Annotated in this window: 14 protein-coding genes and 2 pseudogenes; 7 read left to right on the forward strand and 9 right to left on the reverse strand. The window is 71.0% G+C overall.

The annotated features are described in order from the left end of the window. The first annotated feature begins 59 nt into the window (after window positions 1-59). Entirely contained in the window at window positions 60-881 is an 822-nt protein-coding gene (locus VGO20_RS10685; RefSeq protein ID WP_327502321.1) for a flagellin, read from the forward strand. A gap of 72 nt (window positions 882-953) precedes the next feature. Here the strand turns inward: VGO20_RS10685 and VGO20_RS10690 are convergent, their stop codons facing one another. Together VGO20_RS10690 and VGO20_RS28620 are read right to left on the reverse strand one after the other, a co-directional pair. Beyond that, window positions 954-1,352: a S24 family peptidase gene (locus tag VGO20_RS10690; RefSeq protein WP_327502322.1), complete on the reverse strand. Its 399-nt coding sequence runs from the start codon at window positions 1,350-1,352 to the stop codon at window positions 954-956. A gap of 213 nt (window positions 1,353-1,565) precedes the next feature. Then, window positions 1,566-1,745, reverse strand: a pseudogene (locus VGO20_RS28620) (helix-turn-helix domain-containing protein); the annotation flags it as partial. Window positions 1,746-2,161: 416 nt separating this feature from the next. On the opposite strand from VGO20_RS28620, the gene VGO20_RS10695 reads away from it, so the two are divergent. After that, complete coding sequence (locus VGO20_RS10695; RefSeq protein WP_327502323.1) at window positions 2,162-2,416, forward strand: hypothetical protein; 255 nt, start codon at window positions 2,162-2,164, stop codon at window positions 2,414-2,416. After that, window positions 2,398-2,769 carry a hypothetical protein gene (locus VGO20_RS10700; RefSeq protein ID WP_327502324.1) on the forward strand — a complete coding sequence of 124 codons (372 nt, stop codon included), beginning with the start codon at window positions 2,398-2,400 and terminating at the stop codon, window positions 2,767-2,769. The genes VGO20_RS10695 and VGO20_RS10700 overlap by 19 nt, the downstream gene beginning before the upstream one ends. Window positions 2,770-2,779: 10 nt before the next feature. Here the strand turns inward: VGO20_RS10700 and VGO20_RS10705 are convergent, their stop codons facing one another. Beyond that, a complete protein-coding gene (locus VGO20_RS10705; protein ID WP_327502325.1) occupies window positions 2,780-3,217 on the reverse strand; it encodes a hypothetical protein in 438 nt (145 codons plus the stop codon). A 126-nt stretch (window positions 3,218-3,343) separates the two neighbouring features. On the opposite strand from VGO20_RS10705, the gene VGO20_RS10710 reads away from it, so the two are divergent. Further along, a complete protein-coding gene (locus VGO20_RS10710) occupies window positions 3,344-3,994 on the forward strand; it encodes a DsbA family oxidoreductase (RefSeq protein ID WP_327502326.1) in 651 nt (216 codons plus the stop codon). Between the two features lie 40 nt (window positions 3,995-4,034). Here VGO20_RS10710 and mfd read toward each other — a convergent pair whose 3' ends face one another. After that, window positions 4,035-7,517, reverse strand: coding sequence for a transcription-repair coupling factor (gene mfd, locus VGO20_RS10715; RefSeq protein ID WP_327502327.1), 3,483 nt, complete (start codon window positions 7,515-7,517; stop codon window positions 4,035-4,037). A 10-nt stretch (window positions 7,518-7,527) separates the two neighbouring features. After that, on the reverse strand, window positions 7,528-7,821 hold the full coding sequence (locus tag VGO20_RS10720; protein ID WP_327502328.1) for an FAD assembly factor SdhE: 294 nt from the start codon (window positions 7,819-7,821) through the stop codon (window positions 7,528-7,530). An 85-nt stretch (window positions 7,822-7,906) separates the two neighbouring features. Between VGO20_RS10720 and recG the strand changes: the two genes are divergently transcribed. Next, complete coding sequence (gene recG, locus VGO20_RS10725) at window positions 7,907-9,988, forward strand: ATP-dependent DNA helicase RecG (RefSeq protein WP_327502329.1); 2,082 nt, start codon at window positions 7,907-7,909, stop codon at window positions 9,986-9,988. On the opposite strand, the gene VGO20_RS10730 is transcribed toward recG, so the two are convergent. The 3 genes from VGO20_RS10730 to VGO20_RS10740 all read right to left on the reverse strand — a co-directional run bounded on the left by VGO20_RS10730 (window position 9,975) and on the right by VGO20_RS10740 (window position 13,133). Continuing rightward, a complete protein-coding gene (locus tag VGO20_RS10730; RefSeq protein WP_327502330.1) occupies window positions 9,975-11,180 on the reverse strand; it encodes an MFS transporter in 1,206 nt (401 codons plus the stop codon). The genes recG and VGO20_RS10730 overlap by 14 nt on opposite strands. An 83-nt stretch (window positions 11,181-11,263) precedes the next feature. Then, window positions 11,264-12,658, reverse strand: a complete 1,395-nt coding sequence (locus VGO20_RS10735) for an aminotransferase-like domain-containing protein (RefSeq protein ID WP_327502331.1) — start codon at window positions 12,656-12,658, stop codon at window positions 11,264-11,266. Window positions 12,659-12,722: 64 nt separating this feature from the next. Continuing rightward, window positions 12,723-13,133 carry a DUF983 domain-containing protein gene (locus VGO20_RS10740; protein WP_327502332.1) on the reverse strand — a complete coding sequence of 137 codons (411 nt, stop codon included), beginning with the start codon at window positions 13,131-13,133 and terminating at the stop codon, window positions 12,723-12,725. A 194-nt stretch (window positions 13,134-13,327) separates the two neighbouring features. On the opposite strand from VGO20_RS10740, the gene VGO20_RS10745 reads away from it, so the two are divergent. After that, the gene (locus VGO20_RS10745) at window positions 13,328-13,966 is read left to right on the forward strand and encodes a LysE family translocator (protein WP_327502333.1); all 639 of its coding nucleotides are present in this window, start codon (window positions 13,328-13,330) and stop codon (window positions 13,964-13,966) included. Window positions 13,967-13,976: 10 nt separating this feature from the next. Here VGO20_RS10745 and VGO20_RS10750 read toward each other — a convergent pair whose 3' ends face one another. Then, window positions 13,977-14,747 carry a DUF502 domain-containing protein gene (locus VGO20_RS10750; protein WP_414639794.1) on the reverse strand — a complete coding sequence of 257 codons (771 nt, stop codon included), beginning with the start codon at window positions 14,745-14,747 and terminating at the stop codon, window positions 13,977-13,979. A gap of 144 nt (window positions 14,748-14,891) precedes the next feature. On the opposite strand from VGO20_RS10750, the pseudogene VGO20_RS10755 reads away from it, so the two are divergent. Continuing rightward, window positions 14,892-15,079 (forward strand): annotated as a pseudogene (locus VGO20_RS10755) (Crp/Fnr family transcriptional regulator); the annotation flags it as partial.

Here is a 15,079-nt window from a genome sequence, read left to right on the forward strand (position 1 = left end):
GTGGCACGGAACTTGTTTTCCCCTATGCCCGAGCGAACATCCTGCGAGGGGAGAAACCCATGTCGAACTCGATCAATACCAACATCGGCGCGATGGTGGCGCTGCGGAACCTCAACAACGTCGGCGACGCGTTGACCGCCACCAACAAGCGCATCAGCACCGGCTACAACGTCTCCGACGCCTATGACGACGGCGCCTCCTATGCCGTCGCCCAGGGCCTGCGCGGCGACATGGCCGCCCTCGGCGCGGTCAACGAACGCCTCTCGGTCGGCAAGGGCATGATCGACGTGGCGGTGAAGGCGGGCGAGAACATCTCGAAGACGCTGATCGACATCCGCTCGGTGCTGACCAAGCTGGCCGACCAGGCATTGACCGACGCCGACCGCACCAACTACGAGAACCAGTACGCGACGCTGAAGAGCGACATCCTGTCGTTCATCCAGGACGCCAAGTACAACAACGTCACCCTGATCAACACGAGCGCCAACCAGTCGCTCATCTCGAACGTCGACGGCGGCAACATCACGATCTCCGCCCAGAACCTGATGTCCAACGTCTACAGCCAGCTCAGCGCCGCCAACACCTACACCGCGGCCGCGGGCCTGATCGGCTCGACCGGCGCGCTCGGCACCGCCGAGACGAACCTCGGCCGCTCCATGAACCAGCTCGCGGCGGACTCGCGCCGCGTGACCAACCAGATCAACTTCAACAGCGCCATCAACGACGCGACGAAGACCGGCCTGGGCGCGATCGTCGACGCCGACCTGGCGAAGGAGAGCGCGATGCTCCAGGCCCTGCAGGTAAAGCAGCAGCTCGCCTCCCAGGCCCTGTCGATCGCGAACCAGGCGCCCCAGTCGCTGCTCGGCCTGTTCCGCGGGTAACGGACCGCCGGCCGGGTGGCCGGCGCCCGCTCTCCCTCGCCTGCGGCGGCGGCTTCCCGGAGCCGCCGCCCGTCAGGGCTCCTCGGCCAGGATCACCCTCTCCACGGCCACCACGCCGTCCGCCTCGAGACGGATCTCCCGTCCGGGATGCAGGATCGCGACCGTCACCCCCGCGGCTCCGCGCGACGGCGCCAGCCGCCCGACGAGGAACCGTCCTCCCGCCAGGCGGACGACGACCGCGTCGCCGGCCCTCGGCGTGCGGTAGGGGTGGACGAACAGAAGCTGTCCCGCCTCGTATTTCGGCGCCATGTCCCCGTTCGGCATGCGGACCGCATAGGCCCCGGAGATGCCCGACAGCGGCGCCGGGCGCCAGACCCGCTCCGGCGCCTCGGCCGTCTCCACGAAGATACCGACGGCGTCTCCATTGCGGACGCTGTAGCGACCGAATCCACGCAGCGGCAACGTATCCAAGTTCGTATCCGTATCCGTCATCACGGATACGGCGGGCCCGCTGTATCCAAGCTCGTATCCGGCGCCGTATCCAGTTTCATATCCGGCCGTATCCGGCGCCGGTCGGCCGGCCGTGTCCGGCTCGGATAGCCGGGGAGTCGCTGCCGGTTCCGGTCGCCGTTGCCGCGTATCCACCCGTGCGGCCGGAGGACCGGATGCCGACAATGCCTCCGGCTCGACCTCCAAAGCCTCGGCAACGCGCCGTATCCAGTCCCCGGTCAGCCGCCGGGAGCCGCGCTCCAACTTGTCGATCTGAGGCTTGGACGCGCCGACCCGGTCCGCGAGTTGCTGCAGGGACCACCCCCGCGCCTGCCGCAGTGCCCGGATACGCTCTCCACCCATTTCCGTATCCATATCCACGTCCGGATATTCGTATCCAACTGCTCAGGATCGTATCCGCTTCCCAGCGGCAGGTCGATCCCTCTCCCGGATATGTGGCTTGGCGGCAACAGGCATTAAATCTCAGCCCGCCCGCTGTGGATAAGGTGTGCGCAAAAGGCCTGTGGATAACCTGTGGGAATCCGAGGCTGTGGATAACCTGTGGGTGGAATGCCCTGTGGATAACCCCGGGACAACTCCAAGCCCGGAAAGCTTCCTGCCCCGCCCCTAGGGAAAACAAGGGCTTGCGAGCGTTTCTTCGAGTCCGCCCCGGCGGGCCGCTGCGGAGCGGCCATCAATACCGTGCCGGAAGTTCTCCTTTTCTTAACGCGGCGGCGCCAAAATCGGAAGAGACGGATGCGCCCACCGGCCGGGCGCGAGGAGGGACCCGCATGAAAGGGAGACGATGGGCGGCGTCGGCGGCATTCATGCTCGCCCTGCTCTGCCCCACCCTTCCGGCCTCGGCTTCGCAGGCCGAAGCCCGCGACGTGGCGGTCGCCGCCAACTGCCCGCCCTCCAGGATCGAGGAGGTCCGGCGCACGGTCGGCAATGCCGGCGAGACGGTCTACCGGGTCGAATGCGCAGGCACGGAAGGGCTCGCGGTGCTGGTCCAGTGCAGGATGCGCCAATGCGTGCTGCTGCGCTGATCCGCCCTGCCCTGCTCGGCGCCCTGGCGATGCTCGTCGCGGGCTGCGGCGCGTCCGAGCTCGCGGTCCTCGCGGCGTCCACGAGCGTCCTCGTGGCGACCGACAAGACCGTTACCGACCACGCGGTGTCGCTCGCGACCGGCGAGGACTGCAGCATCGTCGCCTACGAGCGGGACCGCACGTATTGCCGTCCCCACCCGCCGGCGCTGGAGGTGACGAGCGAGCCGCTCTATTGCTACCGGACGCTGGCGGACGTGGAGTGCCTCGCGACGCCGGACCCCCATGGCGGCAATCCCGCCGCGGTCGGCGGGCAGTTCCGGCGCCAGGTCGTCCGGCAGGCCGGGGCGCCCTGAGCCCGTTGCCTCAGTCGCCGCGGCGGCGCTTGTAGAGGGCGGCGAGCGCCTTCATCGTCTGGACGTGCCGGTCCCCGGCCTTGGTCGCCGGCGCCGGGTTCAGCGTGCCCAGGACGATGCCGCGCGCCGTGTCGCCGCCGGTCGGGCCCGCCGACGCGCTGCGCGCGGGTGGCGGCCCACCCTCGCGGCTCGCCAGCTTCGCGAGCACGAGGTCGAGCGCTTCCGGGCTCAGCTGCTGCTGGCCGCCCGACGCCCCGTTGCGGACCGGGCGCGTCGCACGCTCGACCGCGCCGGTCACGATCGCCTTCATGAACGGCGCCGCGAGCCCCCTGAGAAGCCGGTCGTCGGTCTGCGCCCAGGTCAGCAGGATGCGCTGCGCGCGCGCGCGGCTGCCCTCCGCTGCGGCCACGGCCTCGCGGATCTTGGCGGCGACGTAAGAATCGGACATGACAGCTGGCACTCCCTCGCCGGAAAGGCCAGTGTTCCGGTGCCGGAGTTAACAAATGCTTGACCCGCGGGGCGGCGACGTACGAGGGCGCTGCCATCCCGGCGCCCAGCGTCTATAATGCCGACCATGCTGCTAGAAATCTTCAGCGACCTGGTCTGCCCCTGGTGCTACATCGGCAAGCACCGCCTCGAACGCGCGCTGGCCGACAGGCCCCACGTCCCGGTCGAGCGGCGCTGGCAACCTTTCGAGCTCAACCCCGACATGCCGATGGCGGGCCTGGACCGCACGGCCTATCTCGCGGCGAAGTTCGGCGGGGTCGAGCGCGCCCGCCAGATCTACTCGGTGATCGAGGAGACGGCCGCCCGCGACGGGCTGCCGATCGCCCTCGACCGCATCCGCAGGACGCCCAACACCTTCGACGCCCACCGCCTCGTCCGCTTCGCCGAGCGCAGGGGCCTGGCGGACCGGCTCACCTCGCGGCTGTTCCAGGCCTATTTCGTGGAGGGCGCCGACATCGGCGACCGCGAGGTGCTGGCCGCCGCCGCCGCCGAGATCGGGCTCGACGGGGACGAGGCGCTGTGCCACCTCGGCGACGGGGCGGATTCCGCCGCCGTGCGCGCCTCGCAGTCCGTCGCCCGCCAGCTCGGCATCCAGGCCGTCCCCTGCTTCGTGTTCGACCGGCGCTACGCGCTGTCCGGCGCGCAGGAGCCGGTCGCCTTCCTGCCCTTCCTCGACCTCGCCGCGGACGGCGAGACGGTGCTGGGCACGGCCGTCTGAGCCGCCCGCCCCCGATCCGCCCGCCTTCGAGCCATCCGCGTCAGGCAGCCAGCTTGGCGAGGTCCTGCATCAGCCGGTGGACGCCCGCGACCCGCTGCGCCGCCTCGTCCCATGTCCGGGTGTAGACGATCTTGAAGTCCGGGCGCAGCTTCGCGGTCCCGGCCTGCTCCGACAGGTAGCGCACCAGCCGGTCGGGATGGCCGAAGGTGTTGTTGCGGAAGGACAGCAGCGCCCCCTTGGGCCCGGCGTCCACCCGCTCGATATTAGCCTGCCGGCACAACTGCTTGATCGCGATCACCTGCAGCAGGTTCTCGACCTCACGCGGCAGCGGGCCGAAGCGGTCGATCAGCTCGGCCGCGAAGCCGTCGATCTCGGCCCGGTCGACGAGGTCCGCCAGCCGCCGGTACAGCCCGAGGCGGACGTTCAGGTCCGCCACGTAGGCTTCCGGGATCAGCACCGGCATGCCGAGATTGATGTTGGGCGTCCAGGTGGCGTCCGGCCCGCCCGACGCGCCGTCCAGCCCGCCCGCCCGCGCGGCGGCCACCGCCTCCTCCAGCATGTGCTGGTAGAGTTCGACCCCCACCTCCTTGACGTGCCCGGACTGCTCCTCGCCCAGCAGGTTGCCGGCGCCCCGGATGTCCATGTCGTGGCTCGCGAGTTGGAAGCCGGCGCCCAGGCTGTCCAGCGTCTCGATCACGTGCAGCCGCTGCTGGGCGGTCTGGGTCAGCACCGTGCGCGGGGCGTAGGTCAGGTAGGCGTAGCCGCGGACCTTCGCCCGCCCGACCCGGCCGCGGAGCTGGTAGAGCTGGGCCAGCCCGAACATGTCGGCGCGGTGGATGATCAGCGTGTTGGCGTTCGGGATGTCGAGCCCGCTCTCGACGATGTTGGTCGACAGCAGGACGTTGTACTGGCCCTCGTCGAAGGCGGTCATCACCTCCTCGAGCTGGGTGGCCGCCAACTGCCCGTGGGCGACGACGACCTTGACCTCGGGCACCAGCTCGGCCAGGCGCTCCTGGACGCGCGGCAGGTCCTCCAGCCGCGGGCAGACGTAGAAGGTCTGGCCGCCGCGGTAGTGCTCGCGCAGGATGGCCTCGCGGATCACGACCGGGTCGAAGGGGAGCACGAAGGTGCGCACGGCCAGGCGGTCCACCGGCGGCGTCGCGATCAGGCTCAGCTCGCGCACCCCGGCCAGCGCCATCTGCAGCGTCCGCGGGATCGGCGTCGCGGTCAGCGTCAGCACGTGCACGTCGGCCCGGAGCTCCTTCAGCCGCTCCTTCTGCTTGACCCCGAAATGCTGCTCCTCGTCGACGATCACGAGGCCGAGATGCTTGAACGTCACCGTCTTGGACAGCAGCGCGTGCGTGCCGACCACGATGTCGACCGTCCCCGCGGCCAGCCCGTCCTTGACCTGCTTCTGCTCCTTCGCCGGCACCATGCGCGACAACTGGCCGACGCGCACCGGCAGGCCGGCGAAGCGCCGCTCGAAGCTGCGGTGGTGCTGGCGCGCCAGCAGGGTCGTCGGCACGACGACCGCGACCTGCAGGCCGGCCATCGCCGCCAGGAACGCGGCGCGCAGCGCGACCTCGGTCTTGCCGAACCCGACGTCGCCGCACACCAGCCGGTCCATCGGCCGGCCGGACTGCAGGTCCCCCATCACGTCCTCGATCGCGCGGAGCTGGTCCTCGGTCTCGGGATAGGGGAAGCGTGCGGCGAACTCGGCATACATGCCGTCCGGCGCGGTGACCGCCTCCGCCGTGCGCAGCTCGCGCTCGGCCGCGATGCGGATCAGCCCGTCGGCCATGTCCATGATCCGCTTCTTGACCCGGGCCTTGCGCGCCTGCCACGCCGTCCCGCCGAGCCGGTCGAGCTGCGCCCCCGCCTCGTCCGAGCCGTAGCGCGACAGCAGCTCCAGGTTCTCGACCGGCAGGTACAGCTTGTCCCCGCCCTCGTAGAGGATGCGCAGGCAGTCGTGCGGCGCGCCCGACACCGCGATCGTCTCCAGCCCGTCGAAGCGGCCGATGCCGTGGTCGACATGGACGACGAAGTCGCCCTCGTTGAGGGTCGACAGCTCGGCGATGAAGTTGGCGGCGCGCCGGCGCTTCTTGGCCGGCCGCACCAGTCGGTCGCCGAGGATGTCCTGCTCCGTGACGACCTGCAGGTCGCTGGCGGAGAAGCCCGATTCGATGCCCAGCACGACCAGCGCCGCGCTGCGGCGGTCGAGCCGGCGGGCGGCGTCCCAGCTCTCGGCCACCTCCAGCCGGTCGATGCCGTGCTCGCGCAGCACCGTCAGCAGCCGGTCCCGGGCGCCGATGCTGTAGGCCGCCACCAGCACCCGGCGGTCGGCGCGCTGGACCTCCTGGATGAAGGCCTTGACCGCGTCGAACACGTTTACGCCCGGCAGCGCGCGGGCGTCGGAGAAGTCGCGCCCGCGGCGCCCGCCGGCGTCCACCCCCTCCGCGGCACCCTCCGGCAGCGCGAAGGGCGAGAGCTGGCCGATAGCGCGCCCAGCCAGCACCGCGTCCCAGGCCGCGCGGTCGAGATAGAGCATGTGCGACGGCAGCGGCTTGTAGACCGGGACGCTCGCCTTGCGCTCGGTCTGCTGCAGCATCTGGCGGGCATGGTGGAAGTCGGCGATCTGCTGGAACCGTGCCTCGCAGGCTTCGTCGGCCTGGGGATCGAGGGTGACGGCGGCACCGGGCAGGTAGTCGAGCAGCGTGTCCATCGCGCCGTGGAACAGCGGCAGCCAGTGCTCCATCCCCGCGTGCTTGCGCCCGGCGCTGACCGCCTCGTACAGCGGATCGTCGTCGAGCACGGCCCCGAACAGCTCGCGGTACCCGGCGCGGAACCGGTGCACCGAAGCCTCGTCCAGGAACACCTCGGAGACGGGCTTCAGCGTGAACCCGTCGCATTTCTCGGTCGTGCGCTGGCTCATGGGATCGAACCGGCGCACCCCCTCGAGCTCGTCGCCGAACAGGTCGAGGCGCAGCGGCTCGTCGGTCCCGGGCGGGAACAGGTCGACGATGCCGCCGCGGACCGCGTACTCGCCGGGCTCGCGCACGGTCTGCGCCCGGGTGTAGCCGTTGTCGGCGAGATAGCGCTGGAGCGCATCGACGTCGACCCGGCCGCCGACCCGCGCGACGAAGGCGGCGTTCCCGAACGCCGAGCGGGGCGGGACCTTCTGGACGACCGCGTTGACGGTCGTCAGCACCAGGCGCGGTGCCGCGTCCGCGGCCGGGGAGAGCAGCCTGGTCAGCGCGTCGACCCGGCGGCTCGCGATCTCGCCGTTCGGCGACACGCGGTCGTAGGGAAGGCAGTCCCAGGCCGGGAACTGAACGACCTCCAGTTCCGGCGCGAAGAAGGCGAGCGTCTCGGCCAGCTTGGCGAGCCGGACGTCGTCGAGCGCCACATGGACGAGCGGGCCCCGCTTCGCCAGGTCGGCGAGCACCCGGGCGTCGTGGCCTTCCGGCGTTCCGGCGATCAGCAGCCGGCCGGGCGTTCCCGGATCGAGATGGATCTTGGCCAAGGGAGGACGATCAGTATTTCTCGGGAGAGAAGGCGGAGGCGACCAGCAGCCGCATGACGTCGCTGTCGTGCTCGGCCGGGACCGGCTCGCGCCCCGTCATCCAGTTGTAGACGTCCGGGTCGCTCAATTCGAGCAGCCGCTCGTAGCGGTCGAGCTGCTCGGGCGTGAAGCCCGGCACGTAGCGGTCCGCGAAGCGCCCCATGATCAGGTCGGCTTCGCGGGTGCCGCGGTGCCAGCTCCGGAAGGTCAGCCGCTTGCGGCGGATCTCCGTCGCGTCTGCGGTCGTCTCGGTCGACATGGGCATGTGGCTCTTGATACGAAACGTCCTACGATATAGAGCCCCTGCGCGGTCCTGTCACCATGGGGCGCCCGTTTCGAGATCACGACCCTTGCGCCCATCGATCCTGTATCCCCTGTTCGCGCCGGTCGGCACCCTGAAGGGTCTCGGCCCCAAGCTCGGCCGCCTGGCTGAAAAGCTGGCGGGCCCGCACGTCGTCGACCTGTTGTGGCACCTGCCGACGGGCCTGATCGACCGCCACTTCGCGCCGAAGGTCGCCGAGGCGCCGGACGGGCGGATCTGCACGCTCACGGTCCGCATCGACCAGCACCTCGTCCCGCCGAGCACGCGCCAGCCCTACCGGGTCCTGGCCTCGGACGAGAGCGGCACGATCGAGCTCGCCTATTTCCGCGGCCGTGCCGACTGGCTCGGCAAGCTGTTGCCGATCGGCGCCGAGATGGTGGTGTCCGGCCGCGTCGAATGGTTCAACGGCCGTCCCCAGATCGTGCATCCCGACCACGTCAGCCCGGCCGAGGCCGCGGGCCAGGTCGAGATGGTCGAGCCGGTGTACCCGCTCACCGCGGGGCTGACGCCGAAGACGCTGCGCAAGGCGGTGCTGTCGGCCGTCGCGGCGGCCCCCGACCTTCCGGAATGGCTCGACCCGCACTGGCTGCAGCGCCGCGCCTGGCCGTCCTGGCGCGAGTCGGTCCGCCTCGCCCATTCGCCCGGCGACGAGGCGGCCGTCGACGCCATGGCGCCGGCGCGCGCGCGCCTCGCCTTCGACGAGCTGCTGGCTAACCAGCTCGCCCTGGCGCTCGTGCGCGAGCATCAGCGCCGCATCTCCGGCCGCGCCGTCGCCGGGCACGGGGAGCTGCGTGCCGCTGTCCTGGCCTCCCTGCCCTTCGCGCCGACAGGCGCCCAGCTCCGTGCGGTCGCGGAGATCGAGACGGACATGGCGTCGGACCGGCGCATGCTCCGCCTCCTCCAGGGCGACGTCGGCAGCGGCAAGACGCTGGTGGCGCTGCTGGCGATGCTGAACGCCGTCGAGGCCGGGGGCCAGGCGGCGCTGATGGCGCCGACCGAGATCCTCGCCCGCCAGCATCACGACACGCTGGCCCCGCTCGCGGCCGCCGCCGGGGTCGAGGTCGCGGTGCTGACCAGCCGCGACAAGGGCAAGGCGCGGGCGGCGCTGCTGGAGCGCCTGGCCGAAGGCCGTATCGGCATCCTGGTCGGAACGCACGCCCTGTTCCAGGAGGACGTGGCCTTCCGCGACCTGGCGCTCGCCGTCATCGACGAGCAGCACCGCTTCGGCGTCCACCAGCGCCTCCAGCTCTCGGCCAAGGGCCGGGCCGTCGACATCCTGGTGATGACGGCGACGCCGATCCCCCGCACCCTGACCCTGACCGCCTATGGCGACATGGACGTGTCGCGCCTGACCGAGAAGCCGCCCGGCCGCCAGCCGGTCGTGACCCGCACGATCGCGCTCGACCGGCTCGGCGACGTCGTGTCCGGCGTCGCGCGCAAGGTCGCGGAGGGCGCGCGGGCCTACTGGGTCTGCCCGCTGGTGGAGGAGTCGGAGCAGGTCGACATTGCCGCCGCCACCGACCGCTACGCCCATCTGCGCGAGGTGTTCGGCGCCCGGGTCGGGCTCGTCCACGGCAAGATGAAGGCGGCGGAAAAGGACGCCGTGATGGCGGCCTTCGCCGAAGGCGCGCTCGACGTGCTGGTCGCGACCACCGTGATCGAGGTGGGCGTCGACGTGCCCGCGGCGACGGTCATGGTGATCGAGCACGCCGAGCGCTTCGGCCTCGCCCAGCTCCACCAGCTCCGCGGCCGCGTCGGCCGCGGCACCGGCGCCTCAACCTGCCTGCTGCTGTTCGACCAGCCGCTGGGCGAGACCGCGCGTTCGCGCCTCGCGATCATGCGCGACACCGAGGACGGGTTCCGTATCGCCGAGGAGGACCTGAAGCTTCGCGGCGCCGGCGAGGTGCTGGGCACGCGCCAGAGCGGCATGCCGGAGTTCCGCCTCGCCGACCTCGCCCACCATTCGGAACTGCTCGAGGTGGCCCGCGACGACGCCCGCCTGGTCCTGGAGCGGGACCCGGAACTCAAGAGCCCCCGCGGCGAGGCGCTGAGGACCCTGCTCTACCTGTTCGAACGCGACCAGGCCGTCCGCTATCTCAGATCGGGCTGACCCGGACCGTTCCCCGTCTCGACCTCGCCGCGAGGAAGCCCGCCCCGCTCGCCATGGCGGCCAAGCCCAGCGCCGTCCCCCCGAACGCCGCCGGGTAGCCGGAGGCTTCGATCCAGGGCTGACTGACCAGCGGCGACACGAACTGGCCGACGAAGATGCTCGCCGTCAGCCCGCCGGCGACGCGGCCACGGACCGCGAGCGGTGCTGCGGCCATTGCGCCCGCCATCAGGCTGGGCATGATCGTGCCCAGGCCGAGCCCCGACACCGCGACGGCGACCACGACGGCGGCATAGGACTCCGCCGACGCCACGAGCCCGTAGCCCGCGGCCATGAGGCCGAAGCCGGCGGCGAACATGCCCATGATCCCGACGCGGCCGCGCGCCCGGCCATAGACGAGGGCGGACCCGGCCGACGCCAGGTTGAGGGCACCTATGGCGAGGCCGGCCTGGCTCGGCGACTCGGTGCCGAGGGCCTGGAGAAGGAACGGAAGCTGGGTCGGAATCAGGTAGAAGGCGACGCTGTTGAGAGCCGCCGCCGCGAAGACCGCCGTCACAGCGATCCGCCACCCCCCGGCGGCTGGCCGGTCCGATGCCGGGTCGGCGCCCGGCGCCGGGCGCGACGGCTCGCGGATGTAGAGGATGACGGCCGGCACCAGCGCCAGCGCGATGCCGTAGACCGCGAACGGCGCGCGCCAGTGGATCTCGGCGAGCAGGCCGCCGCCCGTTATGAACACGAGCCCGCCGAACCCCACGAAGGCCGCCTGCAGGCCCATGAACCGGTCCCGCTCCCTGCCTTGGAAATAGTCGCCGGCGAGGGCCGTCCCGGTCGTCATGATGCCCGCGACGGCCATGCCCAGCAGCGCCCTGCCGACGAGAAGGCCCTCGAGCGTGTCCAGCACCAGCCCCGACATGCCGGCGAACCCGTAGAGGACGATCGTGCCGATCAGCAGCCGCCGCCGGCCGAACCGGTCCGCGATGCTCCCCGCGAGCGGCGCGCACAGCGCGATCAGGAGCGCCGGCACCGTCAGCACGAAGCGGGTCAGCAGCTCGACGTCGGGGGTTCCGGCGAAATGCGCCTCGATGGACGGCAGCGACGGCGAGATGGTTGCGGCCGACATGACGGTGAGGGTGGCGACGAAGAGAAGCGTGGCCTTCCCCGCGGTGGGGGCGCCACGGGGCATCCCGGTGCTCATCGGTCTGTGCTCCAAGCCGTTCGACGGAGCAGGAGTGATGAGACCTCGACTTTGGTTGAGGTCAAGGGGCTTGCGGCCCACGCTCAGACGACTTCGCTCGGCGCCAGCCCCTCTTCCTGTTCCAGCACCGCGGCGATCCGGCCCAGGGCCCCCGCGAGGACGTCCCGGTCGGGCGCCGCCCCCAGCGAGATGCGCAAGGCCTCGACCGGCGCCGGACCCGCGGCGAAGGAGGCCCCCGGGACCACCGCCAGCCCCAGGCGGCGGACCTGTTCGGCGAAGGCCGGCGCGTTCCACGCCTGGGGCAGCCGCAGCCAGACGTGATGGCCGTCGGCATGCGCGGCCGTCGACCCCGCCGGCAGCACCGATGCCGCCATCCGCTGGCGCTCGCGGCTTTCCGCCCGGATCGCGTCCAGCATCGCCCTGGCCGTGCCGTCCGGAACCCACCGCGCGATCACCGCGGCCGACAGCGGCGGCGCCATCTGCGCCGTCGCCCGCAGCGCGGCCTGGCCGCGGCGCGCCTGGACCGCGTCGGGCGCCACCACATAGGCGATCCGCAGGCCCGGGAACAGGCACTTCGACACGGTCGAGACATACCAGGTCGACTCGGGAACGAAGGTGGCGAGCGGCGGGAGGGGCGCCGCCGGCAGCAGGCCATACGCGTCGTCCTCGATGATCGTGAGGCGACGGCGCCGCGCGACCGCCGCCACCGCCTCGCGCCGCGCGAGCGACATCGTGGCGGTGGTCGGGTTCTGGATCGTCGGGATGCAGTAGAGGACCTTGGCCCCCAGGCGCTCGCATGCCTCGTCCAGGGCATCCGGCACCAGCCCCTCCTCATCCATGGGCAGTCCCTGCAGGCGGAGGCCGGCCTGGCGGGCGGCGGCCAGCAGGCCGGGGTAGGTGAAGGCCTCCGTGAGGATCACGTCGCCGGCCCGGGCGACGGCGGTGAGGAGCGCCATGATCGCCGCCTGCGCGCCGCCCGACAGCAGCACCCGCTCGGCCTCCAGGCCCGGGATCAGGGGGGCCAGCCACGCCGCGCCGACCGCCCTGTCCGCGGGACCGCCCCCGCCGGGGTGGTAGCTGAGGAGGCGTGCCAGGTCGCCGCGCCGCAATACGGACGCCATCGTCCGCGCCAGCCTCACCTGGATCGCCGCGGCCGGAGGCTGCGGCGGCATGTTCATGGAGAGGTCGGTCTCGACCCGGGCCGATGCCCCCGCCGCCGGCGACGCACGGACGGACGTGCCGCGGCCGACCTCGGCATCGATCAGCCCCCGGCGCCGCGCCTCGGCATAGGCGCGCGTGACCGTGGTCAGGTCGACGCCGAGCGCCGCCGCGAGGGAACGGTGCGTCGGCAGGCGCTGGCCGGGGTTCAGAACGCCCGCCGCGATGTCGGCTTCCAAGGCCTCGACGACCGCCAGGTAGATGGGCCCGGACGTCGTGATCTCGGGAACCCATTCCGGCGGGGGAGCGCCCCTCTTCATGCTGCCTTCCAAGGATGGGATCGGAATGTAGGGCTTCCAGGCAAACTCCGGTTCCACTTACGAGCTACTGCCGCGGACGGTCGCCGGCCTCCTCGTCCGGTGCGGCGAGGCGTCCCTCCTGGGCCTTGTTGATGTACTGCGAGCAGACGAGCCATCCCTTCAAGGGACGCAGCAGGGCGCAGCAGGAGCCGAACATGAGCGTCAGCGTCACCGCGAGATTGATCCATAGCGGCACGCCCAAGGAAATCTCCATCCAGGCGGCGAGGGCGACCACGGGGAAACTCACGATGGACATCGTGAAGAACGCCGGTCCGTCGGCAGGGTCCGCAAAGGAAAGATCGAGCCCGCAGACGTCGCATCTCTCCGCCAGCCTCAGGAATCCCGCGAAGATGCGCCCCTGGTGGCAGCGCGGGCAAAGGCCCCTGATCCCCAGCCCGAAGGGGCTCCTGGCGCCGGGACCGTGTTCCGTCGTCATGCCGTCTCCATTGTACGGATAATGCGCAGCCGCATTGTAGGGATTATCGGCAGGAACAAGATACCTCCATATCGCATGGCTGCCGTCGGTTCCCGGCACATGCCCGCTTTGCACCGAGAGCAATATACGAATTGCACCGAGGCTATGCCCGCAGCACTGTCGCAGGCGCAGCCCACAACCGGAGTACGGCCCCCGTGATCGCCGCAACCTCGCTCGCCGCGTTCGCCCTCGTCGCCCTCGGCATGGTCCTGACGCCCGGGCCGAACATGATCTATCTGGTGTCGCGCTCGATCGTCCAGGGCCGGCGGGCCGGCTTCGTCTCGCTGCTCGGCGTGATCGCCGGCTTCGTTTTCTACATGCTGTGCGCGGCGTTCGGGCTCACGGCCCTGCTGTTCGCGGTCCCGTTCGCCTACGAGGCGATCCGCTGGGCCGGCGCCGCCTATCTCTTGTGGCTGGCCTGGAGCGCCGTCAGGCCGGGGGCCCGCTCGGTGCTCGAGCCGCGCCTGGACCTCCCCGTGGACCGGCCGCGCCGGTTGTTCGCGATGGGGTTCCTGACCAACCTGCTCAACCCGAAGATCGCGGTGCTCTATCTCTCGCTGCTGCCGCAGTTCCTGGACCCGGCGGCCGGGCACGTCCTGCTCCAGAGCGTCGTTCTCGGCCTGACGCAGATCACGGTCAGCTTCACCGTCAATCTCGCGATCGTGCTGACGGCGGGCTCGGCCGCCGCCTGGATCGCGGGCCGGCCCTCCTGGCTGAAGGCCCAGCGCTGGGTCATGGCCGGCGTCCTCGGCGCGCTGGCGGTGCGGCTCGCATTGGAGCGGCGGCCCGCCTGAGCGACTACCTTCAGCCGGCCTCGCGCTCGTCGACCAGCACCCGCTGCTCCGCCTCGATGACGGGCGGGATCACCTTACGCACCTGCTGTTCGGGCGGCCGACGGTCCGGCGGCGTGACGATGCCGCCGGACACCACCATCTTGATGCCTTCCTCGATCGTCATGTCCAGGACGTGGATGTCCGAGCGGGGAAAGAACAGCAGGAACCCGGAGGTCGGGTTCGGCGTCGTCGGCACGAACACGTTGACGACGTCGTCGGTGGTCAGGTTCTGGACCTCGCCCTTGGTGTGGCCGGTGATGAAGCCGAGCGCCCAGATGCCGCGGCGCGGGTACTCGATCAGCACGACCTCCCGGAACGCCTGGGACTGGTTTGCGAGCACCGTCTCGAAGATCTGCTTCGTCGCCCCGTAGACGCTGCGGACCACGGGCATGCGGGCGAGGATGCCCTCGCTCGCGCGGACCAGCAGGCGCCCCACGTAGCCCGCCGTCAGCATGCCGATCAGCGTCAGGGTCACGAACACGACCACGACGCCCAGCCCCGGGATCGTGAACGGAAGATAGGTCTCGGGGTTGTAGCGCGCCGGGATCAGCGGCGTGACGGAATCATCCACGAACGCGACGAACAGCCACGCCAGGTAGAGGGTCAGCGAGATCGGGGCCGTGACCAGGATTCCCGCCAGGAAGTAGGCGCGCAGCCGCGCCCCGAAACCAAGTCTCCGGCGTTTTGCCGCCTTCTCCCTGGGCTGCGGGTCGGCGCCTTGCGGCTCGAAGGGCTCGGTCACGGGGATCACCGTCGAAAGGAGGCGTGCGTGCATACTGATATAAGGTGGCATCGGGCTCAATGGGAGTGGTGGCGCGGCCCGCATCGCGCTTTACGTCCCGGGAGCGCCCTGTATGCTTCGCCCGAGATCCCAAGGATGACCCCCGTGACCGAGCCCCAGCATCCGCCCGTCCAGTCCCTCGACGCCATCGCCCTGCTCGGACCGCTCGGCGCGCAGGAACGGGCCTCGGTCGCGCGCCAGTGCGCATGGCGCCGCTACCGGGAGGACGAGCAGATCATCGACCACATGAGCGACACCCACGACGTCTGCTTCGTCGTCGGCGGGCGCGTCCG

Origin of the sequence: Arenibaculum sp. (genome assembly GCF_035998295.1) — a bacterium.
Lineage (GTDB): Bacteria > Pseudomonadota > Alphaproteobacteria > Azospirillales > Azospirillaceae > DASYHS01.

Excerpts from the sequence above, each read along its gene's own strand:
- VGO20_RS10685 (WP_327502321.1), top strand. The coding sequence starts at position 60 with ATGTCGAACTCGATCAATACCAACATCGGCGCGATGGTGGCGCTGCGG.
- VGO20_RS10695 (WP_327502323.1), top strand. The coding sequence starts at position 2,162 with ATGAAAGGGAGACGATGGGCGGCGTCGGCGGCATTCATGCTCGCCCTG.
- VGO20_RS10700 (WP_327502324.1), top strand. The coding sequence starts at position 2,398 with ATGCGTGCTGCTGCGCTGATCCGCCCTGCCCTGCTCGGCGCCCTGGCG.
- VGO20_RS10705 (WP_327502325.1), bottom strand. The coding sequence starts at position 3,217 with ATGTCCGATTCTTACGTCGCCGCCAAGATCCGCGAGGCCGTGGCCGCA.
- VGO20_RS10710 (WP_327502326.1), top strand. The coding sequence starts at position 3,344 with ATGCTGCTAGAAATCTTCAGCGACCTGGTCTGCCCCTGGTGCTACATC.
- VGO20_RS10720 (WP_327502328.1), bottom strand. The coding sequence starts at position 7,821 with ATGCCCATGTCGACCGAGACGACCGCAGACGCGACGGAGATCCGCCGC.
- VGO20_RS10730 (WP_327502330.1), bottom strand. The coding sequence starts at position 11,180 with ATGAGCACCGGGATGCCCCGTGGCGCCCCCACCGCGGGGAAGGCCACG.
- VGO20_RS10735 (WP_327502331.1), bottom strand. The coding sequence starts at position 12,658 with ATGAAGAGGGGCGCTCCCCCGCCGGAATGGGTTCCCGAGATCACGACG.
- VGO20_RS10740 (WP_327502332.1), bottom strand. The coding sequence starts at position 13,133 with ATGACGACGGAACACGGTCCCGGCGCCAGGAGCCCCTTCGGGCTGGGG.